Source organism: Roseibium sp., assembly GCF_965276855.1.
Classification (GTDB): Bacteria; Pseudomonadota; Alphaproteobacteria; order Rhizobiales; family Stappiaceae; genus Roseibium.
Genome location: NZ_OZ255700.1, coordinates 4531445 through 4558126 on the forward strand (window position 1 = coordinate 4531445; position 26682 = coordinate 4558126).

Below are 26682 nucleotides of genomic sequence, written 5' to 3' on the forward strand. Positions count from 1 at the left end.
CTTGCGGCAATTAATGACCGTGGTCAATTTTTAAGAGCTGGTGCGTTTTACCGACCGGTTTTGGAGTTTCAATTATGTCGAAGAAAATACTCGTGCTGGATGGCCATCCGGCGAAGGGCAGTTTTTGCGGTGCGCTTGCCCAAACCTATGCCGATGCTGCCAAGAAGTCCGGGCATGACGTGCGCATTGTGCGTCTGGCAGACTTGTCTTTTGACCCGGATCTGGGGTCAGCGTCCTTCAAGACAGTCAAACCACTGGAGGCCGATCTTGAAAATTTCTGGGCCAGCCTGGAATGGTGCGACCATTTTGTTCTGGCCCATCCGCTTTGGTGGGGAGGAATGCCAGCCAAACTGAAAGGGCTGATCGATCGGGTTTTCTTGCCAGGCAAAGCGTTTCGATACGTTTCGGGCAAGGCTCTGCCGGAAAAACTCATGGCTGGCCGGACCTCTGAGGTATTGGTCACCTCTGATACACCGGGCTGGTTTTTCAGGCTCGTGTATGGTCAGGGCATCAAGAAGCAGACCAAGATGCAAATCCTGGATTTCTGCGGGCTTAAAATGAAGAACTACTCCTGGTTCGCCCAAATCCAGGGATCAACGGACGAAGCACGGGCCAAGATGATCCGTAGAGCCGCGCAGCTCGGGGCAGCAATCTGAAGCATTGTCCGCAGCCGTTGCGGTGGCTGCTCAAACGTCTGCTAAACGACAAGACCGGCGGCGCTGCGTGCGCACCGGTCTTTCTTTAGCCTCTAAAACTCAGACTTAGAAGACTGTCGAGACACCGTCGCACCGGCTTTCCCGGACGCAGCTAAGCAAAGATCTGGGATCTGGAGGCCGCTTTTCCATTTAGAAATGCACGCGTCTTTGCTGACAGGCACCGGCTCAGGGCCGGTGCGGCACAGGGGGATTTTCTTCTAAACGTTAGTCACAAAACGAGTCTAGTCGCCCTTTTTCTGGGCCTCAGGAGAGTTCTGATACCGCTTCTGCTCTTGGGCAAACACCACATAATACTTGTAGATGTTGCCGACATACCGAACCGGTTCTTGGCTGATGCGTCTACCGACGATCCACTCGACATTTCCGAACCATAAATTCGGGTCATAGCCTTGTTTTTCTGCCTCCGCCCGCAGCTTTTTGAAGCGGCTCGGACCTGCATTGTAGGCGGCGAGGGCGAAGAAAGTCTGGTTTGCCGGATCATGCTCCAGGTCTGCGAAGTATTGGTCGGCCAGATACCGCAGGTACTTCACACCGGCATGCACGTTCGTATCAGCATCCTTCTCAACCCCTTTGATGTTGATGGGGGATCCTGCTGCGGTCGTCGGCTTGATCTGCATGACACCGACAGCGCCGGCGTTGCTTCGAGCGGTCTGTTTGAACTGGCTTTCCTGATAGGCCTGCGCAGCGATCAGAAGCCAATCGATATCGAACTGCTGGCCATATTTTTCAAACACTGCGGCCAGTTTGTCGAATTGCTCCCGGCGTTTCTCATCATTGAGATCTTTGAGATAATCCGTTTCCTTGAGGTACCGTTTCAGGATGATGTTTCCAAGGAGCGTTCCCTTTTCGACAGTCTTGGCAAAGGCGTTCATCTCTTTGAGCAAATCAGGAGCTTTCGGGCGGACGGCAAACGCAACTTGCGCATCTGTGCGCACGGCTGCGTCCGGATGGATTTTCAGTCCGTCGACGATCTGCATCCAGAAGTCTGCCTTATGTTCGTCAATGATGATCATTGGAACGCCACCAGCTTTCACCAGATCGATCAGGTCTTCGTCCTCTAGTTTTTCATCTGCTGGAACAATCTTGACCGGGGCTTTTCCATCGGCGTACAGCTTCTTGTTCAAGGCAAGAAGGCTGTCGTGATAACTCGATGAGGATCGGACGTAGATTTCTTTTCCGGAAAGGGCTTCAGGTGAGGTCAGGTCGTCGATACCAGCTGCCGTCAGTGGCACTTCCCGCACGCCCGTAAACAACGGCGAGGAAAAGTCGACGAGTTTCTGCCGCTCTGGAGTGATTGTGAGATTGCCAAGAGCAATATCACCGCGGCCGGCAGCCAGATCGGTGAAGAGTGTTTCCCGCGGAGTTGGCATCATTACAATTTGACCTTCCCGAACCTTCTTGCCGTGTTTCTTCTCCAGAAACTTGCCGAGTTCGGTTGTCATATCGACGGCGGTGCCACGTTGAACGCCGTTGTCAATGAAATAGAAGGTCTTGGAAAAGGGCACCAGAACGCGGAGATAACCGCGTTCTGCAATCGCATCAAAGTCACCGGTAAAAGGCTCGCGCAGGATTTGCTCGAGTTCATCTGAAAGCCGGGTCTCCATCGCGTTGGGCGATACTGGCGCGAGAAAAAGTGCCAGGACCGCTAATGCAATCTGCGACCCCAAATGCCGCAAGCTGAAACAGTTTATCATAGCGCTCCCCCAGATGTACCGTTAGGGAACTCAATCAAACTTGCGTGGAGCTTTCAAGACAGAGGTGGGCGATAATCCGGCCTCACCGTTTGAATGTCAGATCGACTGTTCCGACCTTGAAACCACCTTTCGTGACATCGGCAGTGTTGCGAACAGTCCGCCGATCAGTCTGGGTAAGGGTATCTGTAAAGCGCAGCAGGATAGAGCCGTTTTCCAGCGGAACATCGGCGATGTAGGAAAACCGCAGGGCTCCATCCGCACCCGTTTCAACAAGGGTTGGCGCGACCACATCAGATCTTTGGCCGACATACCGGCCGTCGCCAACCTTTTCGAAGAACCAGGTCTTGGTGTCCCGCTCGCCATCGTCATAGACGAAGTCTTCGCGCAGACGGAACATTTGGGTCTTCGGGTTCCAAGTCCCGGTCAGATACACCGTGAATGGCCGGTATACGCCCGCAAACTTGCTCTCAAACACGCCTTTGCCAACGGTCTTGCCGCGGAAAAACTCCTCAAGCACCAGCGGTTTTGCAGCCTGCGCTGGTGGCACTGCAAAACCGGCAAACACAAGAAACGTGAGCGCAACCAAGAAGACTGTCTTGGTTCTAAGGTTGGAAAAAGACAGGGACATACTGCAAAGCCTATGATGTGTTTCACATGCTTTGCCTACGTGTGAACGGCCATCTCAGATTTTCAAAACCGGGCGGCAGTCTTAACCTCCGAAGCGCTCTTGCCACGTTGGCAGTGTGTCGCCATCCGCTGGTGTAGCATGATAGATTCCACGCGCAATTGCCCTTGCGAGGCACGATGCGGCGGCAGCGCCCATTTGCACCATGTCCTCCAGGCCGTTTTCCAGCTTACGCTGCCCCGTTGACAGCGCAAACACGAGATCGCCGTCGAGCGGTGTGTGAGCCGGCCAAAGCGCCCGGGCCAGGCCGTCGTGTGCCATCACGGCAAGGCGTTTGGCTTCGCCCTTCGTCAAAATCGCATCGGTGGCAACGGCTGCGATGGTGGTATTGGCTCCCGCTTCAAGCGCGTCCAATTTCGTGCGGACTGTGGTGCAATCAGCGGGCAGTGTTGGCGTTATGCCGCGTCCGCCAAATTCGTCACCGACCTCGAAGGGGGCCGCCCAGAAGTGCGGAGTTTCGCCCATGGTTGCGCGGCCAAGCGCATTGACGGCAACAATCGCGCCAATAGTGACACCATTTTCCAGGACCACAGATGCTGATCCCAGGCCGCCTTTGAGGTTTGCGGTTGTGGCGCCCATACCGGCCCCGTTGGACCCAAGGACAAAATCATGACCGATGGAATCGAGCGCCGCGCGGCCAAGATCTCGATACGGCGCCATTTGACCCCAGCTCTTGTTGCCACCGTTCAGGAGGTCAAAGAGGATCGCGGTCGGCACGATCGGCACGCGGACAGGGCCCACTTGATAGCCATAGCCCAGTTCTGCAAGACGCCCTTGCACACCCGCACCGGCATCAAGACCAAAAGCCGATCCCCCAGCGAGGACAATCGCATCAATTTTTTCGACGGTTTGCTCGGGCTCCAGAAGCGCAATTTCCCGGGTTCCCGGTGCGCCGCCCTGGATCGCCACGGAAGCCACCGCTGGCTCATCCGGCACAAGCACGGTTGCGCCGGATTTCAGGTCCGGGTCGGACGCATTGCCGACCTTCAGGCCGGGCACATCGGTGATCAGGTTTCTGGGACCGGTCATCAATTATCTTTCAGCGAAAACTCAATAAAGGTAGGACTTTGAGTTTGCGCCGGCCGGGCTCAGGTGTCGAGGCTTTTGTAACCCCTGCGCACATAGATCAAAGACTTTCCAGGGTCCGTCATCCGCAAATCCGTGACGGTGCCAACGACAATCGAGTGGGTGCCGACTTCGGAAACAGAAAAAATTTCGCAATCGATGCTCAGCCGTGCCGTGTCGAGGGCAGGGCAGCCGGTCGCCAGGTTTGTCCAGGAGCCATGCGCAAATCGTCCGCTCATATCCGCGCTTTCGCGGCCGGCAAATACATCAGACATTTCCTGATGATCGTCTGAGAGCGTGTTGAGGCAGAAGCAGCGGTTTTTCAGAACGGCGGCGTGAAGGCGGGATTGCCGATTGAGGCAAATCAGGATGCTGGCGGGGTCATCGCTGACCGAGCAGGCGGCTGACACTGTTCCGCCCGCCCGGCCAGCGTCACCATCGGTGGTGACGATATGAACAGCGGCGGCGATGCGGCTCATCGCTTCGCGAAACGTCTGGCTGTCGAGTGTCAAGCTTTGGGCGGCGGGATCTATCCCGGTTGAAGGCGCCATGCGGTCAATGCTCCATGGTCCGGACGTGGCATCCGGTCGTGATCTTGTTATATGTCGTTGCGTGTGCCTATCAAACCCAATCGAGCCTTGCAATTTTCGGAACTTTCGATTGATTTCATAGGACCATGGTTCCTACGGCGCCGCTCAAGGGATGGATCTGGAGAATAGAATGAAGATTATCCGTGGCTTGGCGGGCATGATGGCAGCAACCCTCTTGAGCTGGCCATTAAGCGCTGCTGCCGAGATCCATATTGCGGTGGCCGGCCCCATGAAAGGGCAGTTTGAGGACTTGGGTCAGCAAATCAGGGCAGGGGCCGAACAAGCAGTCGTCGATATTAATATGTCAGGCGGTGTCCTGGGCGAACCCTTGGTGCTGGACATCGTCGATGATGGCTGTGACGAAACCCAGGCCAAAGCGGTCGCCAACCAGTTGATCGGCCGCGAAGTGTCGATGGTGGTGGGGCACGTTTGTTTCAGCGCGTCCATACCGGCAAGCGAGATCTATTCGGACGCCGGGATTGTGCAGATCTCTCCGGCCACAACACTGCCGAAGTTCACTGATGAACGGCCTGGACCCGGCATCTACCGATTGGCGCCACGAGATGATGAACAGGCACGTGTTCTTGGCCAATACCTGGCAGATGCTTTTGCTGGGCAAGACATTGCTCTGCTTCACGACAAGACTGCCTATGGCAAGGGGCTGACCGATGCTGTTCGGATTGTTCTCAACCAAAATGGCGTCACCGAAACGCTCTATGAGGGGTTCGACGCGGGGCTGAATGATTATCGCATTCTCGTTTCTCGTTTGGCTTTGGAAGGCGCTGACGTTGTTTTCATCGGCGGCTATCATCCGGAAGCAGGCTTGATCAAACTCGAGATGCAGCGGCTTGGGGTCGAAGCTGTTCTGATCGGAGGCGATACCCTGATGACGCAGGCCTTCTGGGATGTCACGGGCGAGGCAGGTGAGGGCACAACGTTCTCCTACCCGCTAGATCCTCGCAGCCTGCAAACGGTTACCGAGGTCATCGAGGCACTGGAAAGCCGCGAAGAAATTGCTGAGCGCTATGCACTTGCTGCTTATGCCGCGGTCGAAGCCTGGGCCAAAGCCGTTGAAGCGGCCGGCGCACCGGACTTTACAGCGGTGACAAAAGCAATGGCTGAACAGGCTTTCCCGACAATCCTGGGTGACATCAGCTTTGACGAAAAAGGCGACAGCAGCGTTCCTCAGTTTGTCATCTATGAATGGAAGTCCGGCAAACCGGTTAAGCGCTAGCCTCTTTTCCCCGTGCCCTTGATCTGTAAGCGCACTTTGTCGGCATAGATCGGAAGCCCAGCGTCCATGCCGTAAAGGCTCCGGAAAAAAACGCCATTGGCCTCAATTGCGATGTTCTGACTGTTCCCGGCCGGTTGGAGTTCGACCTCCAAAGAGGTACGTTGCCGGGTTCCTCGCAGAGTGAGAAACCCTTCAACCTGTGCAGTTGTCTCGCCGGTCAAACGCACTGAATAGCTCTCGAACTCTGCTGTTGGAAACTCCGACACATTAAACATTGCAGAGCTTTTGAGGAAACCAGTGACCCGGTCATTGTTGGTCTCAACACTTCGGAGGTCGACTGTGACGCGAACACGGCTGGTTTCCGGCCGTTGCGCGTTTAAAACCATCTCGCCGTTGACTGTACCAAAACGGCCTTTGACTGGTTGGCCGCCCAATACCCTGACGGAGAACTGAGTATCCACGGCTTGAGGTGGCAGGATGTAACGGCCCGACAAGATATCTGCCCGGCTGTCACCGGTGATCATCACAAGAAGGGAAAGCCCAACCAGAAAACTGAGGTGGACCGGCGCAAGAAAACGTTGCCAGCAGGACTGTGAGCGCCACATGTGCCGCGCAGTGGTTCCTCTCATCAATGCCTCCTCCCAAGACCAAAACCATTACGGTGGATATGGGACAGCAGATTGGCTTGTTTATTTTACGAACAACGCCGTTCACCATGGTTTGAAGTATTCTGAAGTGCCACTTGCCGCATCCGCGCTCATGCATAAACTCTTAACAAGCGTTAAGGATTGGGTGTGTGATGCGTATTATTTCTTTGCTGTTTGCCTCTGTTTTGCTCGTGGCAGTCGGTTTGGCGGCTGGAAAAGCGCGAGCTGCAGAAGTAGTTGGTTTTTCCGGTCATCAATTTCGGCCGGGTACAATCGTGATCAAAAACTCTGAGCGCCGGCTCTATTTCGTGCTCAATGGACGTCAGGCGATCCGTTACAAGGTGGCCGTCGGAAAGCGTCAGAAATCCTGGACGGGACAGGCGCAGATCACGGCGAAATACATCAAGCCGGACTGGTCACCGTCGCCGGAAGTGCGCCGGGACTTCCCGCATCTTCCTGCCGTGATCCGCGGGGGGGCTCCGAACAATCCAATGGGTATCGCCGCCATGACGCTGTCAAACGGCAACTACGCAATTCATGGCACAAACCGGCCAGGCTCGATTGGGCGGGCGGTTTCCTATGGCTGCATCCGGATGGCCAATCACGATATCCAGGATCTGTTCCGCCGTGTGCAGGTCCGCACGCCGGTAATCGCGTTGCCGTAATCGGCACTTCGTTCTCGGGGGGCAAGTTATCCTCCTCGGAAGATGCTCTTGCCAGGTCCCCGGCGCCAAGCCACTGTAGTGCCTTAGTGCAAGGCATTGGGGGCGCATATGCTTTTTTATCTGACTGTGATTTTGGCGTGTCAGCTCATCGGTGAGCTGATCACGGTCGCGAGCGGACTGCCAATCCCGGGCCCAGTGATCGGTATGGTTCTGTTGCTGGCAGGCTTGTTGATCAAGGGCGGTATTCCGGATGAGCTTGCAACGGTTGGTGATGCGTTTTTGACCAACCTCTCCCTCTTGTTCGTCCCTGCCGGCGTCGGCGTCATGCTGCATATTGCGCTGATCGGTGAAGAAGGGCTTTCCATAACCCTGGCACTGATCGGCAGCACGCTTGCAACAATTGCTGTCACAGCAGTGGTGATGCGCCTCTTGTCCCGGTCTGCCGATGCTGCTGACAGCGAGGCCGAATAATGGAGGGCGAACTTCGGGAAATCTGGGTTTATCTCTCTGCCAGTCCGCTCCTGGCGCTGACGCTGACCCTTGTCGCCTATCAGGTCGGTTTCTGGATCTATCGGCGTGCTGGGTTTAACCCGCTTCTTAATCCGGTGCTGATCGCCGTTGTGTTGTTGGTTAGCTTGCTGCTCGTCACCGACACCCAGTATTCTGTCTATTTCGAAGGCGCTCAGTTCGTTCATTTCATGTTGGGGCCGGCAACGGTGGCGTTGGCCTTGCCGCTTTATCGGCAGCTTGAACGGGTCCGCCGCTCCTCGATTGCGATTCTCGCCAGTTTGTTGGCAGGGTCTCTCACAGCGGCGATCAGTGCCGTCGGCATTGCCGCTCTGTTTGGGGCCAGCAAGGAAACACTGGTGTCCCTTGCGCCAAAGTCGGTGACTGCACCGGTTGCGATGGGGATCAGTGAACAGCTGGGCGGGTTGCCGTCGTTAACGGCTGTTCTGGTGATCCTGACCGGGATTACCGGAGCAGCCCTTGGGCCGCTCTTGTTAAACCTCATGGGCGTAAAGGACATGGCCGCTCGCGGGTTGGCCATTGGTACTGCGTCACACGGCATTGGGACAGCCCGTGCCTTGCAAGTCAGCGAATTGGCGGGTGCGTTTTCCGGTCTCGCCATGGGGCTCAACGCCCTCGCCACAGCGATCCTGCTTCCATTGGTTTGGAAGTTATTTTTCTGATCAGGGCGGCCTTGGGACAGCGTGTCGCATATATTTTCGAAACTATGAAATTATAGTGATGCACGGATCGGCACGATCCTCCTCGAAATGCCGCTGGTTTCGTGTGCCCCAACCGGAACCAGCGGTTTTTTAGCTTTTGATCCAGGATCTGGGATTTGAGGATTTGCTGTCCGACTGTTTGCCAGTTAGCGCGCTGACAAGATCTGCAACCGCCTCAAGGCTGTGCACCGCCCGGAATTCGTCGACATGCGGGAGCATGGCCCGGATGCCCTTGGCCTTGGCTTCAAAGCCTTCGAACCGCAGGAGCGGATTAAGCCAGAGCAGGCGGCGGCAGGACCGGTGCAGGCGGTCCATCTCACGTGCCAGATCCTCATCGGAATCGCGCTCAAGACCATCGGTGATCAACAACACGGTCGGTTTGCCGGACAGGACCCGGCGCGACCAATGCCGATTGAAGTCATGCAGGGCCGAAGCAATGCGCGTGCCGCCGGACCAGTCTTGCACTCCTTCAGAACACGCTTCGAGCGCTTCGTCCGGATCCTTCATCCGAAGTTGACGCGTCACATTGCTCAGCCGTGTTCCGAACAAGAATGTGTGCACGTCCCGGCGTTCGGCGGTGACCGCATGGAGGAAATGCAGCAGCAGGCGCGAATACTGGCTCATGGAACCGGAAATATCGCAGATCGCGACCAGAGGCGGGCGCTTTTCAGCCGGTTGGCGGAACTTCAGGTCAATGATATCCCCGCCGGCCCGCATCGACGCCCGCAAGGTGCGGCGCGGGTCCACCTTTCCCGAGTGTGCGGGAACCAGCCTGCGGAGCCGGATCTTGTCCATGGTGAGCGCCATCGAGGCGAGTGCCTTTTTCGCGTCATTGATCTCCTCGGCAGTCATCTGGGCAAAGTCCTTGCTCTGGAGGAGTTCCTTGCCCGACACCGTGAATTTGGCATCGACTTCGATTTCCGGCCGAGTTTCTTCCGCGACCCGTTCCTTGTTGGCTTGAAACGCCTGGGCAACCCGTGTCTGCCCCGCCTTGGGCTTTTCGGGTGCACCTCTCGGCGGGGCAACAGGTGACAGGATCGCCAGCATCTTTTCGATCAAACCCCGGCTTTGCCAGTAGACCCGGAACGCTTCGTCAAACAGGATGCGATGTTCCCGCTTGCGCACAAAGACTGCGTGCAGGGTCCAGTAGAGATCGTCGCGGTTGCTGATGCCCGAAACTTCGACGGCCTGAACCGCATCGACCACAGAGGCCGGCCCAACCGGCACCCCGGCCTTGCGCAGCGTGCGGGCAAAATAGACGATGTTGTCTGTGATGCGGGAGCGGACAGCGGTCATGGGCGCGTTTGGTCTGCTCTAAAGGGCCGGCATGGTCTGGGGACGCGGTTCGTCCTTGCGAATGTCGTCGATCATCTGCCGGACCTTTGAACCACGAACCCGCTCGATGTCGTCCTGATATTTCAGAAGAACGCCAAGCGTATCGGAGGCCATGTCCGGATCAAGCGCGATTTCATTGAGTTCCGAGAGGGCGGTGGCCCAATCCAGTGTTTCTGCGACGCCTGGCTGCTTGAAGAGGTCTTCTTCCGTGCGCAGTTTTTGAACAAAGGCAACAACTTCATCGGCCAGGCGTTCTGAGGCGCCGGGAACCTTCCGGCGGACGATTTCCAATTCGCGCTCGGCGTCGGGATAGTCGACCCAATGATAGAGACAACGGCGCTTCAGCGCGTCGTGGATTTCCCGGGTTCGGTTGGTCGTGATGATGACGATCGGCGGTTCCTCGGCCTTGACGGTGCCGAGCTCCGGAATTGAGACCTGATTGTCGGCGAGTACTTCCAAGAGGAAGGCTTCAAAGGCTTCGTCCGCCCTGTCCAGTTCGTCAATGAGGAACACCGGTGCGCCGTTCAGAGACGGTTCAAGTGCCTGAAGGACTGGGCGCTTGATCAGGAATTTCTCATCGAAGATCGACTTCGAAAGCTCGGAGTGTTCGGTATCGCCGGAGGCTTCCGCGACCCGGATTTCAACCATCTGTGCCGGGTAGTTCCATTCATATACGGCTGACGCGATGTCGAGCCCTTCGTAACACTGCAGGCGAATGAGGTCGCGGCCGAGCGTTGACGACAACACCTTTGCAATCTCGGTCTTGCCGACACCGGCTTCGCCTTCCAGAAAGAGGGGACGTTTCATCTTCAGCGCAAGATGCAGAACAGTTGCAAGGGACCGGTCGGCGACATATCCGGCCTCGTCCATCAGCTGGAGCGTTTCGTCGATCGTCGCTGGAATGGCAGATTGCGGCATGAACTGCTCCCGGGAGTGATTGGTTTTGGACTATATATAAACGAACAGGGAGCGGAGCCTAGGTCTGTTTGCTGGTACTTTGGAACAGGCGCCTGTGGCGGGTCGGCGAAGTGCCAAGCATTTCCCGGAAATGGTGGCGCATCGTGGCGGCCGTCCCAAACCCGGTCTGATCTGCGACCTGGTCGATAGAGAGAGCACTTTCTTCCAGCAAGTCTTTTGCCCTTTGAAGCCGCAAACCCGTAACCCAGCGGGCAGGGGTTGTTCCGGTTGCGCTCTCAAACCGGCGAAGGAATGTCCGCTCGCTCATCCCGGACCGTGCGGCGAGGCTCTTGATCGTATGATTTCCGGAAAGATTGGCGCGCAGGTAGTCGAACAGCGGTCCGAAGCGGTTTGCTTCTGTGGGCAACTGAACGCTGGTATCGACGAATTGGGCCTGTCCACCTTCCCGGTGGGGCGGAACGACGAGCCGCCGCGCCACGCTATTCGCAGCTGACGGGCCAAAGTCACGGCGGATGAGATGAAGGCAAAGGTCAATTCCGGCAGCACTTCCGGCCGAGGTTAGAATTTGGCCGTTGTCTGTGTAAAGGACATTGGGGACGGTCACGAGTTCCGGATACTGCGCCGACAAGGCTTCGCTATACCGCCAATGTGTCGTAACCCGCTTGCCATTAAGAAGGTCGGCTGCCGCGAGCACAAAGACGCCCGAACAAATCGACAGCAAACGCGCACCGTTGGCATGCGCCTCGCGGAGGGCATCTCTCAAAGCCTCGGGCACCGGATCATTTATGCCGGACCAGCCGGGAATGAGAATTGTTCCGGCCGCTTTCAAGAGATCAAGGCCGCCGTCCACTTCCACCCGAACACCGTTGGACGCCCGCATTGGTTTTCCCGGGTCGAGGCTGGCCACTTCAAAACGGTACCAATCCTCTCCCATCTCCGGGCGCTTGAGGCCGAAGATCTCACAGCAAATGCCAAATTCGAACAGGCATAAGCCGTCATAAGCAAGGGCGACTACGCGCTTGTTGGGCGCACTGTCCGAAGACTGAGAGGCAACGTCCGTATTTGGCATGATATTTATGATAATTGTCTTTCGTGCCAAACGCCAGCCCATCGACCTTCGCCTATGGTTCGGTCAATCAACCGAGATAGGAGACCCGCCATGAGTTTTGTAACTGATATCCCGCCAGCTTCTTCCGAAGATACTTTCCGGCATTTTTCCGCACGCCTCAGCCTTGAAACGGACTGCGCAGATGTTGCAGACGCATTTGCTACTGGATGCGTGGATTTTGTGCTTCTTCACGTTGTCGGATCGTCAGAGACCTTTGCAAAAAAGCATATTCCGGGGGCGCTGCATTTGCCGCATCGGGACATCACGGAAGAGCGCATGGCAGACTGGCCGGAGGACACGGTTTTTGTGACATATTGCGCTGGGCCACACTGCAACGGAGCAGATCGGGCGGCGGTGAAGCTCGCTGAGCTTGGCCGCCCTGTAAAAATCATGATTGGCGGTCTAACCGGTTGGGAAGACGAGGGCTTTGCCTTTTCAGGATCGGAAGTTACCGCGGCAGCAGAGTAAAGCTGCGTATGGCGCAAGCCTGGCCTGCGGCGTATAAGAAACGCAAGTGAGGGAAGGGAGACTCGTTTTGCGAACCAATGCGCTTTTTTGGACAGGCTTGTTTGCTTGTATCTTGAGCGGACCAGCTCTTGCAGCCAGTAGCACCTATCCAACGGATCCGGCCAGTCTTGCGAGCGGCCGCGAAATAGCGGAGATCCATTGTGCCGCCTGCCATGCTGTGGCCGTTGATGATAAAAGCGCCCAGGAAGGTGCGCCGGCATTCAGGGACCTCTCCAGCCTTTATCCACTAGAAAGTCTTGAAGAAAGCCTCGCTGAAGGCATCGTCACCGCGCACGAAAACATGCCAGAAATTGCCTTCGAGCCGGGTGACATTGATGCCTTTTTGGGCTATCTGACCTCCATCCAAGCAAAATGACAGTTTTGAAGTGCTAAATATCTTGAATTGCTAGCACTCGATGGGGTTTGCTGCCAAAGATCAAGAATTCGTCTAATTGTCACTCGTTCATAGAATTGGTTAACCTGTTTGCAGCGACACTTTTCTTAAAGGGAAAGGAATACGTGGCATGACAGTTGGCTCAGACTTCGAAAAACGATTGCTCGGATACGGTTTGCTGACCGCGGAAATACTCTACCGCATGCCGGATCATCCCAGGTTGTTGCAGTCCTTCTTGTGGCAGACAGAGGATTTGGCGCCGAAATTTCCTGAGCTGACCCGTTTTTTAACGTTCTGGGAACGCGAGATCGAGGGACGGATCCATGCGGTCCGCGTTGCACATCAGAACCTGATCGAACCAGCGGAATTTCGCTATGCCGACGGTGAATTCGTGATGCACTAGAGCGTCAGCTGTCAGCGGCGGAGCGGAATGCCGAGCCCCTGACCATCCCGTAAGATGGATTTCGCCTCCGGTGTGAATTCGTTTTCCGGTCCGTCGTGAAGAACGAAGCCCGGCAGCAGTGTGAGCGGAGCTTTGCTCGCCCGCACTGCCCGAACCAGAACACGTGTTGCGGCTGCGTCAGGACGTGGCCGCAAGGGGAGAACGTCAATCGCGCCAAACCGGCCAGAGAGGACGTTCAGAATTTCACTTAAGCCATCTGCGCGAAAGATGATGGTCAGTGTGCCGCCAACTTTCACGATGTCCGTTGCTGTTTTCACCCAGGGCTCCAGGCCCCGTTCATCGAGCATGTGTGCTCCCGCGCGGGCCGTCTTGGGCGAGGCACGGAACCGGTTCGCCTCATAGTAAGGCGGGTTCATGATGACGTGATCAGCCATGCCGGACCTAAGTCCCGCTGCATGGCGCACACTTCCCTTAGCCGTGATATCAGCTTCCAAGAGATGGACGCGATCTGCAAATGAGGCATTTGCAGGATCGTTTAGTCCTTCCCGCGCGAGTTCGAGAACAGTCTGATCGAGCTCTACTGCTGTCACTGTAATCTTCGGCAAGCGGGCAGCTGCACAAAACCCTGCGGTTCCGACACCTGCGCCGAGGTCCACAATGTGACCGCTCAATCCATCGGGCAAAGCCGCAGCGAGGTAAACCGCATCAAGTCCCGCGCGGTGGCGGCCATGTTTGGGCTGGTGCACATAGACCTTGCCGCCCAAAAAGGCGTCTCGAGTGGTATCAAGTTTGCCGTCGGTCTCGGATGGTTGGAGCTGGTCCGTCATATCCGCTGTCATTCGCTTTCAAGGCGCAGCTCGTGTTCCAAACCCGCTTCGCGCACGAGCATGCGCGCTTTTTCAATCTGATCGCTGTCGACGAGGATCCTGCGTGGAATCATGGCGAGTGAGCCTTCCAGAATGCTCATGTTGCCGTCTGCGACAAAATGCTTGATATCAGCCTCGCCAAGCAGCGATTCCAGAAACGAGATCAGGACAGGATCGTTTGTTCTTACAAGTTCTTCCATTATAAATCTGACCCTTGCCGGTTTTGCCCCGCGCTGCTGCTGGACGCTCTCTAAGGAATTGCTTTACAGCAAAATATGCTGATTGTGGCATTTCAACAGTTTGTCAACGGATTGGCGGCTTGCCCCGGAGACATTCGCGCCATATTGTCCGCACAAATCGTAACAGGAGTGCCGTCAGTGGCCGTGGTCGCAACCTTGTCTGACAACGCAACGCCTCGCGCAAGCATCCAACCCCTTGTGGATCTGGTGGCGCCTGGCATGGCAGACGTGAATGAACTGATCCTTTCCAAGGCCGGGTCCAATGTGGATCTGATCCCGGAAATCGCAAAGCATTTGATTTCATCCGGCGGCAAACGCCTGCGCCCGATGCTGACGCTCGCCTGCGCAGACATGTTTGGATACCAGGGCAACGGACATGTGATTCTCGCAGCCAGTGTGGAGTTCATGCACACAGCAACGCTGCTGCATGACGATGTAGTCGATGAAAGCGACATGCGCCGAGGCAAACTGGCAGCCCGCAAGCTTTGGGGCAACCAGGCGAGTGTTCTGGTTGGGGATTATCTCCTGGGCCAGGCGTTCAAGATGATGGTCGACACTGGCTCTTTGGAAGCACTGCGCATTCTCTCCGAAGCATCGGCCATCATTGCTGAAGGTGAAGTTCTTCAGCTCGGTGCGTCGAAAAACATCGAGACGACAGAAGCCGAGTATCTGCGGGTCATCGAGGCGAAAACCGCAGCTTTGTTTGCTGCCGCAGCGGAGGTCGGTCCGGAAATCGCCGGCCAAAACGACGTTATGCGCAAGGCAGCACGGACCTACGGCTTGGAGCTCGGATACGCATTTCAGATGGTGGACGATGCGCTCGATTACGGCGGATCGTCTGCGGATCTCGGCAAGGATGTTGGAGACGATTTCCGTGAAGGCAAGATTACCCTACCGGTGGTGCTTGCTGTTGCGCGCGGCACCGATCAGGATCGGGCGTTCTGGAAGCGCTGTATGGAAGGCGACAATGTCACGGATGCTGATCTCGCCGAGGCCATCGAGCTCTTGAAGAAATACGATGCGATTTCAGAAACCGTTCAGCGGGCCCGGACCTATGGCGACAATGCCCTCAAAGCGTTGGATCAATTGCCAGCGGGTGCTCACACGGATGCGCTTGCAGATGCTGTGGCGTTCTGCATCGCGCGTGTTAGTTGATTGCTCTAGAGGCTAGTTGCTGACTCAATCCGGCGTCCTTTTGGGGCGCCGTTTTGATTTTAAGTGGTGCTTTTCTCAGCTCAACGGTCCAGAGGCGATCCACCAGTCGGGATGCGCGGTGCGTAGATCGGTTTCAATTGCGCGCATTTCGGTTGGGGCACACAGGCCGAAACAAGTCGCCCCGGATCCGGACATTCGTGAAAAAAGGATCCGGCTGTCCCCTTGCAGGAAATTCAAGACCTCACCGATGGCGCCACAGACCGACATGGCAGGCGTTTGCAAATCATTGCGGCTGTTCGTCAAATAGGCAAACAGCGCGGCAATATCATCAAACGCATCCGGCATTGTTGCCAGCTGCGGATTGTTCTTCTTGTCCAAGGCTTTGAAGACATCCGGCGTTTCGAGGGTGACCTTCGGATTGACGAGAATGATGCCGCAATCAGGGAGGAGAGGGGCTGCGGCGAGGTCGTCGCCGATCCCCCGCATCACTTGCGGTTCGGGGCTGAGGCAAACTGGAACATCCGCGCCGAGCGATGCGGCGAGTTCATGAAGATCTTCATCGCTCAAATAAATGCCGGTCACGTCCTCCAGAAGGCGGAGCGTGGTGGCAGCATCGCTGGACCCGCCGCCGATGCCGGAGGCGACCGGCAGCCGCTTGGTCAAGGTGATTTTGACCGACGGGGCGTCGATCTTTGCCCTTTCGGCAAATCCCCGGACTGCGCGTAAGACCAGGTTGTTGTCTCCAGCTAGACCCAGTTCCCGGGCAAACGGGCCGTCGATGACCAGCTCCAGTTTCTCGGACGGCTCAAGAGCAATCCGGTCACCTATCTGCGGAAAAGCAACGAGCGACTCCAGCAAATGATAGCCGTCATTGCGTTGACCGGTGATGTGAAGTGCAAGGTTCACTTTAGCCCGGGCGAGTTCTGCCCTGACAGCCGTTTGCTTGTGGTCTGGCATGATCCGTCCGGTCAGCCGCCGTTGTTGTCACTTGCAGCGTTCGCGGCGTCCGTGTTCGCTGGGTCCGGCAAACCGTTCTCTATCTTGTCGAGGATTTTGGGAAGTTCATCCTCTTCGGGGTCAAGATCTCGGGCATGGTTCCACTGGAAGCGCGCCTCGTTGCGCCGTCCAACTTTCCAATAGGCATCGCCCAAATGGTCGTTGATCACGGGATCGGCCGGCCGCAGCTCAATGGCCCGTTCCAGTTCCGTAACAGCTTCCTCATAGCGGCCCAACCGGTAATAGACCCAGCCCAGACTGTCGACGATGTAACCATCGGTTGGCCGCAGCTCTACGGCCGTCTTGATCATCTCCAGTGCTTCATCAAGCTTCAGGCCCTGATCCACAAGAGAATATCCGAGGTAGTTCAGGACCAGAGGCTGATCTTCTTCCAACTCAAGCGCTTTGCGGAAATCGGCTTCGGCCTCGTCCCACTTACCCAAGCGCTCCCGGCTGATGCCGCGGAAGTAGAGGATCAGCCAGTGCGGTTGCTCAAGCGTTTCGATTGTGTCGATGGACGCTGAGTAAACCTTCTCAGCTTCCTCATAGAGTTCGTGGGACCGCAGAACATTGCCCAGAGCAATCCCGGCTTCCAAATCACCCGGGTCGTTTTCGATGAGCGCCGCCAAATGAGCGCGGGCCTCGTCCACCTGATCAAGAGCATTGAAATTCAGCCCAACTTGAATTTCGGCTTCCCGCTTCAAGGCACTGTCGTCAGGCACCATCATGAGGGCTTCGATGGCACGGTCAGGCTGATCCATCCGCTCAAAGACGTTGCCGAGCGCGACCGCTGCATATTCTGCAGCCGGATCAAGGTACAGTGCCAGCTGAAGGTAGGAGGTCGACAGTTCCTCTCCGCCGTCACGACCGATCACGGCGCCGAGGCCGTATAGGATCTCCGCCATGCCGACAGCTGGGTCGCTAACAGTCGGCGGGATGACAGCGCCTGACACGATCATCTCACGGGTCCGGTCCAATTGTGGATGGCCGCGGTATTGCCGGTCGAACTGATCCAGCGCCTTCAGCGCATCTTGCTGGCGACCATTGGCCGCGAGGAGGCGGGCGTGGGCGTCAACGACGCGGATGGCCCCTTGATCCATCTCATAGGCTTTTTCGATGGCCTCAAGGGCTGCTTCGTTCCGGCCGGCTGTAAATAGAAGATGCGCCTTGTGGGTTTCCTTGAAGACATCGAACCACTCGGGCCCGCGTAGGTTGTCGATGGTCTTGGCCGCTTCGTCGATTTGGCCGGCGCCGTAATAAGCCCAAGCGCGTGCGATACCGACGGATAACTGAGCCAGTGGACCATTCCGGCCCTCCTTCAGCAGCTCGATCGCGGCGCCATAATTACCGTCGCGTACGTCCTTTGCGCCCAAGACAAGCTGCGCCAGGAAATTCCGCTGAACGCCTCGGTCGAGATCGGCGGCATAGCGGATCGCATCGTCCACATCACCGTTTGCGAGCTTCAGTAGAAAAGTTCGCTCCAGCAACATCGGATTTGATGGGTCTGCGGCAAGGGTTTCTTCATAAAAAGCAGCAGCTTGGGCAAAATCTTTTTGAAAGCCTGCGAGGCGACCGGAAAGATAGCTGCCAGACAGCGTAAAGGGAAGTTCGGCAGGAGTTCCAAGCGTTCTTGGAATGCCGTCTTGTGCATTTGTGTCTGCTAGAACAGTCGCCGGAAGCAGAGCAGCAGCGCTCGCAAGAGCCAGAAGTTTCAATTTGAGCGGCTTTCGGATCGACTTCGAAATGGCGCCGGTCAACTGTGTCATTGGTCCTCGCAGAATTGATTGCTCCCGTTTGGGGGGACGCATCTGTATGAAAACCGACAATGGCGCTATTAAGGCTGAGCGGCAAGGTGAGGGGGATAACTTTCTGAGGGTTTAAATCCTTTCGCCTTTGCCCTGCGTTGGAAAAACATAGACTAACGACTTAAAAGGGCGGGTTTCCGGTAAAAAGGACTTGATGCTCTTTCAACACCGTAGCAGGTATGTGCGGTGCAATATCAGGCGGGGGCGAAAGTACTCCCGGCACCATGCGGAGGAATTGGAATATGACCAAGTGGGTCTATGGGTTCGGCAATGGTTCTGCAGAAGGCGCAGCAGACATGCGCAACCTGCTCGGTGGCAAGGGGGCGAACCTTGCCGAGATGAGCAGCCTCGGTCTGCCGGTGCCCCCCGGATTCACGATCACCACCGAAGTCTGCACCTATTATTACGACAACGAGAAGTCCTATCCGCCAGCGCTCGAAGCTGAGGTGGCCGCGGCAATGGACAAGGTTGGTGAAGTAACTGGCCGGAAGTTCGGCGATCCTGACCGGCCGCTTCTGGTGTCTGTTCGCTCCGGTGCCCGTGCGTCCATGCCTGGAATGATGGACACGGTCCTCAACCTGGGCCTCAGCGACGGCACCGTGGAAGCGATTGCCCGCGAATCCGGAGACGCTCGGTTTGCTTACGACAGCTACCGTCGCTTCATTCAGATGTATTCCGATGTGGTTCTCGGCGTCGACAATCACGAGTTCGAAGACATCCTTGAGGAATACAAGGAACGCAACGACCTCACTCTGGATACAGAAATCACCGCAGAGGCCTGGCAGGGCATCATCGAGAAGTTCAAGGCACTGGTCGAAGCAGAGCTGGGCAAACCGTTTCCGCAGGACCCGCAAGAGCAGCTCTGGGGCGCAATTGGTGCCGTTTTCAGCTCCTGGATGACACCGCGTGCGGTCACCTACCGGCGTTTGCACGATTTGCCGGCCTCATGGGGCACAGCTGTGAACGTTCAGGCCATGGTTTTCGGCAACATGGGCGAGAATTCCGCCACTGGCGTTGCCTTCACCCGTAATCCGTCCACCGGCGAGAACAGCCTTTATGGTGAGTTCCTAGTCAACGCGCAGGGCGAAGACGTTGTAGCCGGTATCCGGACACCGCAAGACATTACCGAAAAGGCTCGCATTGAGGCCGGGTCTTCCAATCCGTCGCTCGAAGCTTTAATGCCGGAGGCTTTCGCGGAGTTCCAGACTTACTGCGACAAGCTGGAACGCCACTACAAAGACATGCAGGATCTGGAATTCACAATTGAGCAAGGCAAGCTCTGGATGCTGCAGACCCGCGCGGGCAAGCGGACCGCCAAGGCGGCGCTTAAGATCGCGGTAGATATGGTCGCAGAAGGCATGCTGGAAGAAGAAGAAGCTGTGTTCCGTGTCGAGCCTGGCGCACTTGATCAGCTGTTGCACCCGACCATCGATCCGAAGGCTGAGCGTGACATCCTGTCGACCGGGCTGCCGGCCTCTCCCGGTGCGGCATCGGGTGCAATCGTGTTCACATCGGATGCTGCAGAACAAGCCAAGGGCGATGGCAAGAAGGTCATCCTTGTTCGTGTTGAGACCAGCCCGGAAGACATCCACGGCATGCATGCCGCTGAAGGCATTCTGACCAGCCGCGGCGGCATGACCAGCCACGCAGCCGTTGTTGCGCGCGGCATGGGCAAACCCTGTGTAGCCGGAGCCGGTGGGCTGCGGATTGACTATCGCAATCAAACAATCAACGTCGGCGGACGGCAGCTCAAAGAAGGCGATATCATCACGATCGACGGGGCCACTGGTCAGATACTGGCCGGTGAAGTGGCGATGCTGCAGCCGACACTCTCCGGTGATTTCGGGACGTTGATGGGCTGGGCGGATCGCGGCCGCCGAATGACTGTCCGGACCAATGCGGAAACGCCGCAGGACGCCAAGGTCGCGCGTGAATTCGGCGCCGAAGGCATTGGTCTGTGCCGGACTGAGCATATGTTCTTTGAGGGTGATCGCATCCTTGCGGTTCGTGAAATGATCCTTGCTGAAACCCAGGAAGGCCGCCGCGCGGCACTCGCTAAGCTGCTCCCAATGCAGCGTCAGGATTTCACGGATCTCTTTGAGATTATGCACGGCCTGCCGGTTACGATCCGTCTTCTCGATCCGCCGCTTCACGAGTTCCTGCCGAAGACGGATGAGGAACTGAAGGACGTTGCGACGGCGATGGGCGCGGATCCAGAACTTTTGCGTGATCGTGCGTTGTCGCTCGAAGAATTCAACCCGATGCTCGGCCATCGTGGCTGCCGGTTGCTGGTGTCCTATCCGGAAATCGCGGAAATGCAGGCAAGGGCAATCTTCGAAGCTGCCGTCGCTGCGGCGAAGGCTACGGGGGCGCCGGTGGTTCCAGAGATTATGGTGCCGCTCGTCGGGCTAAAGGGCGAGCTGGATCTCGTCCGGTCCAGCATTGAGGCAATGGCCAAGGCCGTCACGGAAGAAACCGGTGCAGAGCTGACCTATCAGGTGGGCACAATGGTCGAGTTGCCGCGCGCTGCGCTCAAGGCGGCTGAGATTGCTGAAAGCGCTGAGTTCTTCTCCTTCGGCACGAACGATCTGACGCAGACAACGTTTGGGATTTCTCGTGATGATGCGGCGTCCTTCCTTGGAACGTATCAGACGAAAGGCATCCTTGAGCAGGATCCATTCGTGTCGCTGGATCCGGAAGGGGTTGGAGAACTGATCAAGATCGGTGTCGAGCGGGGCCGGTCCACCCGTCCGGACATAAAGCTCGGCATCTGCGGTGAACATGGGGGTGATCCCTCTTCAATCACTTTCTGTGAGAGCGTCGATCTGGACTATGTGTCCTGTTCGCCTTACCGGGTGCCGATTGCGCGTTTGGCCGCGGCACAAGCTGCCCTGCGCAAGGCGTCCGCGAACTGATGAGCAGGCCTTTGCAGCGCATTGGTGAAAGAGGCTGGCGTCATGCCTGAGCCTTTTCCGGACCTCGATGCCTTGAGATCCGGTGGGAAACGGGTTTTATCCCGTGTTCTCACCCGGATCGAAACGGACGCCGATAAACCGGAGACGGCAGCATTTCTGGATCGGATTGCCGCTCAGGGCAAAGGCCATGTCCTTGGACTGACCGGCCCGCCGGGCGTTGGCAAGTCAACGCTGACCGATGCGCTCATTCGTGCGTTCCGGAATGCTGGCGGCAGTGTTGCTGTTCTTGCGGTCGACCCATCATCTGCAATCACCGGCGGTGCGCTGCTAGGAGACCGGACCCGACTGAAAACCGACCCCAATGACGATCGGATTTTTGTGCGCTCCATGGCTGCGCGCGATCGGCTTGGCGGGCTGTCGGATCATTCGGTTGCTGCCATCGCGGTTCTGAGGGCCGCGTTCGATCATGTGATCGTGGAAACTGTCGGTATCGGCCAGTCTGAAGGGGATCTCAAGCAGGCCGCCGACACTGTTCTCCTGTGCATCCAGCCAGGATCAGGTGACAGCCTTCAATTCATGAAGGCCGGCATCATGGAACTACCGGATGTGGTCGCTGTGACCAAGGCTGATATGGGGGCTGCAGCACGGCGTGCAGCTGCAGACGTCAAAGGTGCGCTGACGCTGTCACCTTCGGGTTCAAAGAATTGGACCGTCCCTGTCGGGCTTGTCTCCTCGCAAACAGGAGAGGGGATGACGGCGCTGATCGAGCAGGTAAAGGCGCATCTCGAATTCCTGCAAAGCGATGGCCGGTTGGAGACACGCCGGGCCGCCCAGCACAGTGCCTGGTTTCGTGACCGCGTGCTGTCTGAATATGGACAATCGGGTCTTAGGATCTGCCAAGACCTTGCTGAGGGACAGGCACGCCATGCGCCGTTTTCCTGTTTCACCGAGTTTTCGGAAAAAATGGACGCGTGCCTGCCGACGGCAACTTGAAGCAACAGACGGTCAGACTTCTGCTGCGCGCATCTTGAACGCAAATTCGCGTCCGAAATCGCCGCCATGTTCCTTCTTGAAGTCCTCAAGGAACTGCGCAAGGTCCGCCTCATTGAGCGGTTGAGAAATGAAATAGCCCTGCATGCGATGACAGCCGTGGGCCTGGAGGAACCGGATCTGCTCGATGGTCTCAATGCCCTCGGCAACGATCGTCATTCCTAGAGCCTTGCCGAGTTGAATGATGGATACGATGATTGCCTCTGCCTCTGGATTGCCGTCCATGTCAGACAGGAAATCACGATCCACTTTCAAGGTGTCAAATGGAAATCGACGCAGGTAGCTGAGGCTTGAGTATCCAGACCCAAAGTCATCCAGAGCAACCTTGATCCCGAGGTTCTTCAAACGCCGCAGAGACTTCAAAACCGTGTCGTTCCGGCCGGCAAAAACGCTTTCCGTGACTTCGATTTCCAGGCGCTGAGGTGCCAGGTTGTTCGTGGCCAGGATCGCCATGACCTTTTCGACGAAGCGTGGGTGCTTGAACTGGTTGGGCGAGACGTTGACCGACATGACGACGTCCGGCCAGTCGTGGGCCTTGGCGCAGGCTTTGTTCAAGACCCAAAGACCGAGTTCGTTGATCAGACCGGTTTCTTCGGCCACCGGAATGAACTGTGCCGGAGAAACGACGGTACCGTCTTCCTTGGTCCAGCGGGCGAGAGCTTCGACGGATACAATACGCTGGGCGGCGGTATCGGATTGCGGCTGATAGGCGAGGCTGAGCTCGTCGTTCTTCAGCGCCATCCGCAATTCGCGCGATAGCTTGTCCTTCGACTGAACATGGTGCTCCATGTTGGCTTCGAAGAAGGAACGTCTGTTCCGGCCGTTGGCTTTCGCATCGTAAAGGGCAATATCCGCTTTGCGCAGCAACTCGTCCGGGTCAATGCCATCGCGGGGCGCAACGGCCGCGCCTATGGACAAGCTTGCATGCAGTTCGCGGGCACCGATTTTGATCGGTTGGGAGATTTCGTCCTGGATTTGATCGAGAATGTATTCCAGCCACTCGTCGCTTTTGGAGTTGGGAATCACCATGGCAAATTCGTCGCCACTGATCCGCGCAACAATGCCGTTGTCACTCAAGACGTGGGTGAGGCGCTTGGCAACGGCGACGATGACCATGTCTCCGGCCGAATGGCCCAGCGTGTCGTTGATGTCCTTGAAATGATCGAGGTCGATGTAGACGACTGCGGTTTCCATCCCGCGGCTGTTGCTGTCCTGAAGCATATCCGTCAACAACCGGTGGAAATGGGCGCGGTTGGGCAAGCCTGACAGTGCGTCATGGCGCGAGGTGTGCACGGCCTGCGCTTCACTTTTCGAAAGGCGCCTGGTCATATGACGGGTGAATATGGCAACGGCGATAACCACCGCCGTAATCATGAAGGCGGCCATGCCAAGGAACGGGTTGATGCGGTTTAGCATCTGCGTGCCTGGCTGGTCCACTTGCCAGGCAATGACGCCGACCGGTCCTCCGGTGGGGCCGCGCAGTTTTAGCTGTCCGATGCCGTCACGATCGGTCTGTTTTTGCGCAAGGATGAAGCCATCCAGTCGGGTCATGTGCATGATTTCGGACATTTTTTCACCCCGAAGCGGGGCGAGGCTCACAACCACGGTCGGCGGGGTTCTCAAGGGGGTAACCGACTGTATCTGCCGAGCTATTGCTGCAACGGAGAAAAGATGTGGTTCACCCTTCACTGAAACGACGCCGGTCTCATAGATGGAATAGCGCTGGTTCCACTGGCTGGGTTCATAACTGAAGAGGCCGGAGGGCAGTTTGCGGAACGATATGATGTAACGGGCCCGTACCTTCGCAATAGCGGGCGTCAATCGGGAAAGAAGGTCCGGGGTGAGCCAACCGTTGTTGTGGTCGTGTGCAAACAGCGCCTTGACGGCATAGTCCTTTCCAACCACGGCTGATTTTGTAAATCCGTGGTTGGCGTAGAGCCAATGGGTCATGTTGTCGAACACCCACTCCTGATCCAGATTGGGCGCGTTCGTGATGTGAAAAGCGGCATCCCAGGTCGCAACACCGGATTGCTGGCGTGCCAGGTCATCGGAAACCAGTTGCAGTGCTCCGGAAATCAATTGCAGCTGTGATTGCTCGGCACTTTCATCGGAGATGCGTGCGGACCAGTGCATCAGGAAGAAGATCCCGACAACGGACAGAAAGACCAGTGTCACCAACGGTATGATGATGACATTGGCGATCCGCCCACCTGAGTTCTTCAGCTTGGTCTGCATTAACTAGCCCTGTTTGACAGGTGCATTATTGGTGACGACAGTTAAGGATTGACCGACATTGTTGGTTAAAAATACATTTAGTAAAAAATTCAGCGATGCCCAAAAACGTTTGGGGCAGAAGGCTTTGTATCCATTCTTGAAGCTATCGATTCAGGCTTTGGCGCGAACCAAACGCTATATCAGTTGTAGTCCCTTGAAACTCACCTGTGATCTGAGGCCGACGATTATGTGATCATGGATCTCAATGCCAAGGGGTTTGGCGATGTCGACCAATTGCCGCGTCATTTGGATATCCGCCCGCGAGGGCGTGGGGTCTCCTGAGGGATGGTTGTGGACCAGAATGATCGCCGTTGCCCCGTGTTCCAAAGCTCTGCGTACCACCTCTCGCGGATAAACGGGCGTATGGTCAACGGTGCCGGTTTGCTGCAATTCATCGGCAATCAGCCCGTTCTTTTTGTCGAGAAAGAGAACACGGAATTGTTCAACTTCGGACATAGCCATTCGAGCTTGCAGATAGTCCATCACCTTGGACCAGGAATCGAGCAGCTCCCGTTCCCTCAGTTCTGCGGTATGAAATCTGGCGATGGCGGCGTGAATGGCGTGCAGAGTGTCGATGCTGTTGTCCGACAAGCCCTTGATTTCCTTTAGTCTCGGACGCGGCGCAGATAAAACGGCAGAAAACGAGCCAAAGCGTTTCAACAGGGCCTTGGCGATCGGTTTGGTGTCCTGACGGGGCAGGGCAGAGAATAAAAGAAACTCCAGAAGCTCATAGTCGGCGAGACTGTTCTCACCGCTTTTACGAAACCGTTCCCGCAGCCTTTGGCGGTGTCCTTTTGTGCCGGTATCTGCCGATGGTTTTTCGGAGAAACCGGCGTCCGGTTCGCTCATGAGCCTCCTTAGGCGTTGGGCAGTCCCGGCTTGTGGATGCCTTTGGGGGACGTTGTGAAACTCTGACACCCGTCTGGCGTAATGCCGATGGAATGTTCAAACTGGGCAGATAATGAGCGGTCGCGCGTGACCGCCGTCCAGCCATCGCTCAAGACCTTCACGTTTGGCCGTCCGAGATTGACCATAGGTTCGATTGTGAAAATCATGCCGGGTTTCAGTTCCACGCCTTCGCCGGGCCGTCCGTAGTGCAGGATGTTTGGCGTATCGTGGAACAGCCGCCCAAGACCATGACCGCAGAAATCGCGGACAACGGAGCAGCGTTGCGCCTCGACATAAGTCTGGATGGCCGCGCCGATATCACCGGTCGTGTTGCCCGGTTTGGCCGCCTCAATGCCGCGCATCAGGGATTCATAGGTTACGTCGATCAAACGCTCTGCAGCGCGTTTTAGTTGCCCAACCGGATACATCCTGCTGGAATCGCCGTGCCAGCCGTCAAGGATATACGTCACGTCGATGTTGACGATATCACCTTCCCGCAAAGCCTTATCGTTCGGTATGCCGTGACACACTACATGGTTGATCGATGTGCAAGATGATTTTGTATACCCGCGATAGTTTAGCGTGGCTGGGATCGCGTTGTGGTCCATTCCGTACTGGTAGACGAAATCGTCGATTTCTTGCGTGGTTACACCCGGTTTGACCATATCGGCCAGCGCGTCGAGGCAAGATGCCGTCAGCTGCCCGGCCTTCAACATGCCGTCAAAGTCTTCCGGCCCGTAAAGGCGCACCTGACCCGTGTTCTTCATTGGAGCATCGGCGGCATCGATGTAGGTGACCATAAAGTTGTGTTCTCGCTTCTGGGCTCCCAGCGCAGCCAGTCGGCTGCATCACATTGGAGCGTACCATGATCTTTTAGTCCACATACAGTCCGTAGGTGGCAATTTCCAGTCCTCGAAGTGTCGGGCGGGAAAGAAACAACATTTGAAAACCGCGCTGCTGGCTTGCAGAAACGGTGCAAAGTCTCTAGGGGATTTGCTGTAGGTACTGCGGGCGTGGTGGAACTGGTAGACACAAGGGACTTAAAATCCCTCGGCCCTAGGCTGTACGGGTTCGAGTCCCGTCGCCCGCACCAATACTATATCCCGAAGAGATTCAAATCGGCCTCTAGCCGGCTTTTTGTTTCTGAAATCACGGTATCCACTCCACAATTTACCCCAACTGCATGACTGGAGGGGGGGAGGTAACAACGACCGGTTCTTGAAATGCACCTGGTCGGCCGGTCATCCCTTGAAATCTCACTCAAAACACAGCTCCTGGACGTGGCGCGTCTGCGCCGCAAAGTC

26 protein-coding genes and 1 tRNA gene are annotated in these 26682 nt (G+C 56.6%); 12 read left to right on the forward strand and 15 right to left on the reverse strand.

Translation table 11 applies throughout. From position 1 onward, the window contains the following. Window positions 1–74 precede the first annotated feature (74 nt). On the forward strand, window positions 75–656 hold the full coding sequence (locus ACQY4Z_RS20880; RefSeq protein ID WP_428524501.1) for an NAD(P)H-dependent oxidoreductase: 582 nt from the start codon (window positions 75–77) through the stop codon (window positions 654–656). A gap of 281 nt (window positions 657–937) precedes the next feature. Here ACQY4Z_RS20880 and ACQY4Z_RS20885 read toward each other — a convergent pair whose 3' ends face one another. The 4 genes from ACQY4Z_RS20885 to ACQY4Z_RS20900 all read right to left on the reverse strand — a co-directional run bounded on the left by ACQY4Z_RS20885 (window position 938) and on the right by ACQY4Z_RS20900 (window position 4711). Continuing rightward, a complete protein-coding gene (locus ACQY4Z_RS20885; RefSeq protein WP_428524503.1) occupies window positions 938–2410 on the reverse strand; it encodes a transglycosylase SLT domain-containing protein in 1473 nt (490 codons plus the stop codon). 82 nt (window positions 2411–2492) lie between these two features. Beyond that, window positions 2493–3038: a DUF3833 family protein gene (locus ACQY4Z_RS20890; protein ID WP_428524505.1), complete on the reverse strand. Its 546-nt coding sequence runs from the start codon at window positions 3036–3038 to the stop codon at window positions 2493–2495. Window positions 3039–3119: 81 nt separating this feature from the next. Continuing rightward, window positions 3120–4124 (reverse strand): P1 family peptidase, encoded by a 1005-nt coding sequence (locus tag ACQY4Z_RS20895; protein WP_428524507.1) that lies wholly within the window; start codon window positions 4122–4124, stop codon window positions 3120–3122. A 59-nt stretch (window positions 4125–4183) separates the two neighbouring features. After that, window positions 4184–4711 (reverse strand): flavin reductase, encoded by a 528-nt coding sequence (locus ACQY4Z_RS20900; protein WP_428524509.1) that lies wholly within the window; start codon window positions 4709–4711, stop codon window positions 4184–4186. Between the two features lie 169 nt (window positions 4712–4880). Between ACQY4Z_RS20900 and ACQY4Z_RS20905 the strand changes: the two genes are divergently transcribed. Then, entirely contained in the window at window positions 4881–5984 is a 1104-nt protein-coding gene (locus ACQY4Z_RS20905) for a branched-chain amino acid ABC transporter substrate-binding protein (RefSeq protein ID WP_428524511.1), read from the forward strand. On the opposite strand, the gene ACQY4Z_RS20910 is transcribed toward ACQY4Z_RS20905, so the two are convergent. Further along, window positions 5981–6613, reverse strand: coding sequence for a YceI family protein (locus ACQY4Z_RS20910; RefSeq protein ID WP_428524513.1), 633 nt, complete (start codon window positions 6611–6613; stop codon window positions 5981–5983). The genes ACQY4Z_RS20905 and ACQY4Z_RS20910 overlap by 4 nt on opposite strands. Window positions 6614–6783: 170 nt before the next feature. Here ACQY4Z_RS20910 and ACQY4Z_RS20915 point away from each other — a divergent pair, with 170 nt between their 5' ends. The 3 genes from ACQY4Z_RS20915 (at window position 6784) to ACQY4Z_RS20925 (ending at window position 8486) form a co-directional block, all read left to right on the forward strand. Next, window positions 6784–7296 carry a L,D-transpeptidase gene (locus tag ACQY4Z_RS20915; protein WP_428524515.1) on the forward strand — a complete coding sequence of 171 codons (513 nt, stop codon included), beginning with the start codon at window positions 6784–6786 and terminating at the stop codon, window positions 7294–7296. 108 nt (window positions 7297–7404) lie between these two features. Next, window positions 7405–7767 carry a CidA/LrgA family protein gene (locus tag ACQY4Z_RS20920; RefSeq protein WP_428524517.1) on the forward strand — a complete coding sequence of 121 codons (363 nt, stop codon included), beginning with the start codon at window positions 7405–7407 and terminating at the stop codon, window positions 7765–7767. Further along, window positions 7767–8486 (forward strand): LrgB family protein, encoded by a 720-nt coding sequence (locus tag ACQY4Z_RS20925; protein ID WP_133946756.1) that lies wholly within the window; start codon window positions 7767–7769, stop codon window positions 8484–8486. Before ACQY4Z_RS20920 ends, ACQY4Z_RS20925 begins: the two co-directional genes overlap by 1 nt. A gap of 129 nt (window positions 8487–8615) precedes the next feature. Here ACQY4Z_RS20925 and ACQY4Z_RS20930 read toward each other — a convergent pair whose 3' ends face one another. Genes ACQY4Z_RS20930 through ftrA form a run of 3 tightly spaced genes read right to left on the reverse strand, consistent with a single transcriptional unit; the run spans window position 8616 to window position 11847 of the window. Continuing rightward, a complete protein-coding gene (locus ACQY4Z_RS20930; protein ID WP_428524519.1) occupies window positions 8616–9821 on the reverse strand; it encodes a vWA domain-containing protein in 1206 nt (401 codons plus the stop codon). An 18-nt stretch (window positions 9822–9839) separates the two neighbouring features. Next, window positions 9840–10778 (reverse strand): AAA family ATPase, encoded by a 939-nt coding sequence (locus ACQY4Z_RS20935; protein ID WP_428524521.1) that lies wholly within the window; start codon window positions 10776–10778, stop codon window positions 9840–9842. A 58-nt stretch (window positions 10779–10836) separates the two neighbouring features. Beyond that, the gene (gene ftrA / locus ACQY4Z_RS20940; RefSeq protein ID WP_428524523.1) at window positions 10837–11847 is read right to left on the reverse strand and encodes a transcriptional regulator FtrA; all 1011 of its coding nucleotides are present in this window, start codon (window positions 11845–11847) and stop codon (window positions 10837–10839) included. A 90-nt stretch (window positions 11848–11937) separates the two neighbouring features. On the opposite strand from ftrA, the gene ACQY4Z_RS20945 reads away from it, so the two are divergent. The 3 genes from ACQY4Z_RS20945 to ACQY4Z_RS20955 all read left to right on the forward strand — a co-directional run bounded on the left by ACQY4Z_RS20945 (window position 11938) and on the right by ACQY4Z_RS20955 (window position 13190). After that, a complete protein-coding gene (locus tag ACQY4Z_RS20945; RefSeq protein ID WP_428524525.1) occupies window positions 11938–12354 on the forward strand; it encodes a rhodanese-like domain-containing protein in 417 nt (138 codons plus the stop codon). 112 nt (window positions 12355–12466) lie between these two features. Next, entirely contained in the window at window positions 12467–12769 is a 303-nt protein-coding gene (locus ACQY4Z_RS20950) for a c-type cytochrome (protein WP_428524527.1), read from the forward strand. A 148-nt stretch (window positions 12770–12917) separates the two neighbouring features. After that, a complete protein-coding gene (locus ACQY4Z_RS20955; RefSeq protein ID WP_055671297.1) occupies window positions 12918–13190 on the forward strand; it encodes an usg protein in 273 nt (90 codons plus the stop codon). A gap of 11 nt (window positions 13191–13201) precedes the next feature. Here the strand turns inward: ACQY4Z_RS20955 and ACQY4Z_RS20960 are convergent, their stop codons facing one another. After that, window positions 13202–14017 (reverse strand): tRNA1(Val) (adenine(37)-N6)-methyltransferase, encoded by an 816-nt coding sequence (locus tag ACQY4Z_RS20960; protein ID WP_428524530.1) that lies wholly within the window; start codon window positions 14015–14017, stop codon window positions 13202–13204. Between the two features lie 8 nt (window positions 14018–14025). Beyond that, window positions 14026–14256 (reverse strand): DUF2007 domain-containing protein, encoded by a 231-nt coding sequence (locus ACQY4Z_RS20965; RefSeq protein WP_133946763.1) that lies wholly within the window; start codon window positions 14254–14256, stop codon window positions 14026–14028. A gap of 177 nt (window positions 14257–14433) precedes the next feature. On the opposite strand from ACQY4Z_RS20965, the gene ACQY4Z_RS20970 reads away from it, so the two are divergent. Continuing rightward, entirely contained in the window at window positions 14434–15450 is a 1017-nt protein-coding gene (locus ACQY4Z_RS20970) for a polyprenyl synthetase family protein (RefSeq protein WP_428524532.1), read from the forward strand. A gap of 75 nt (window positions 15451–15525) precedes the next feature. Here the strand turns inward: ACQY4Z_RS20970 and ACQY4Z_RS20975 are convergent, their stop codons facing one another. Beyond that, window positions 15526–16407, reverse strand: coding sequence for a 4-(cytidine 5'-diphospho)-2-C-methyl-D-erythritol kinase (locus ACQY4Z_RS20975; RefSeq protein ID WP_428524534.1), 882 nt, complete (start codon window positions 16405–16407; stop codon window positions 15526–15528). Between the two features lie 11 nt (window positions 16408–16418). Beyond that, a complete protein-coding gene (locus tag ACQY4Z_RS20980) occupies window positions 16419–18212 on the reverse strand; it encodes a tetratricopeptide repeat protein (RefSeq protein ID WP_133946766.1) in 1794 nt (597 codons plus the stop codon). A 281-nt stretch (window positions 18213–18493) separates the two neighbouring features. Here ACQY4Z_RS20980 and ppdK point away from each other — a divergent pair, with 281 nt between their 5' ends. Together ppdK and meaB are read left to right on the forward strand one after the other, a co-directional pair. Then, window positions 18494–21166, forward strand: coding sequence for a pyruvate, phosphate dikinase (ppdK, locus tag ACQY4Z_RS20985; protein ID WP_428524536.1), 2673 nt, complete (start codon window positions 18494–18496; stop codon window positions 21164–21166). 42 nt (window positions 21167–21208) lie between these two features. Further along, complete coding sequence (meaB, locus tag ACQY4Z_RS20990) at window positions 21209–22159, forward strand: methylmalonyl Co-A mutase-associated GTPase MeaB (RefSeq protein WP_428524538.1); 951 nt, start codon at window positions 21209–21211, stop codon at window positions 22157–22159. Window positions 22160–22171: 12 nt separating this feature from the next. On the opposite strand, the gene ACQY4Z_RS20995 is transcribed toward meaB, so the two are convergent. The 3 genes from ACQY4Z_RS20995 to map all read right to left on the reverse strand — a co-directional run bounded on the left by ACQY4Z_RS20995 (window position 22172) and on the right by map (window position 26178). Further along, window positions 22172–24451: an EAL domain-containing protein gene (locus ACQY4Z_RS20995; RefSeq protein ID WP_428524540.1), complete on the reverse strand. Its 2280-nt coding sequence runs from the start codon at window positions 24449–24451 to the stop codon at window positions 22172–22174. Window positions 24452–24625: 174 nt separating this feature from the next. Beyond that, the gene (gene radC, locus ACQY4Z_RS21000) at window positions 24626–25339 is read right to left on the reverse strand and encodes a RadC family protein (protein WP_133946770.1); all 714 of its coding nucleotides are present in this window, start codon (window positions 25337–25339) and stop codon (window positions 24626–24628) included. Between the two features lie 8 nt (window positions 25340–25347). Then, window positions 25348–26178: a type I methionyl aminopeptidase gene (gene map / locus ACQY4Z_RS21005; protein WP_428524542.1), complete on the reverse strand. Its 831-nt coding sequence runs from the start codon at window positions 26176–26178 to the stop codon at window positions 25348–25350. A 207-nt stretch (window positions 26179–26385) separates the two neighbouring features. Here map and ACQY4Z_RS21010 point away from each other — a divergent pair. Then, window positions 26386–26471 (forward strand) — tRNA-Leu (locus ACQY4Z_RS21010). Window positions 26472–26682 lie beyond the last annotated feature (211 nt).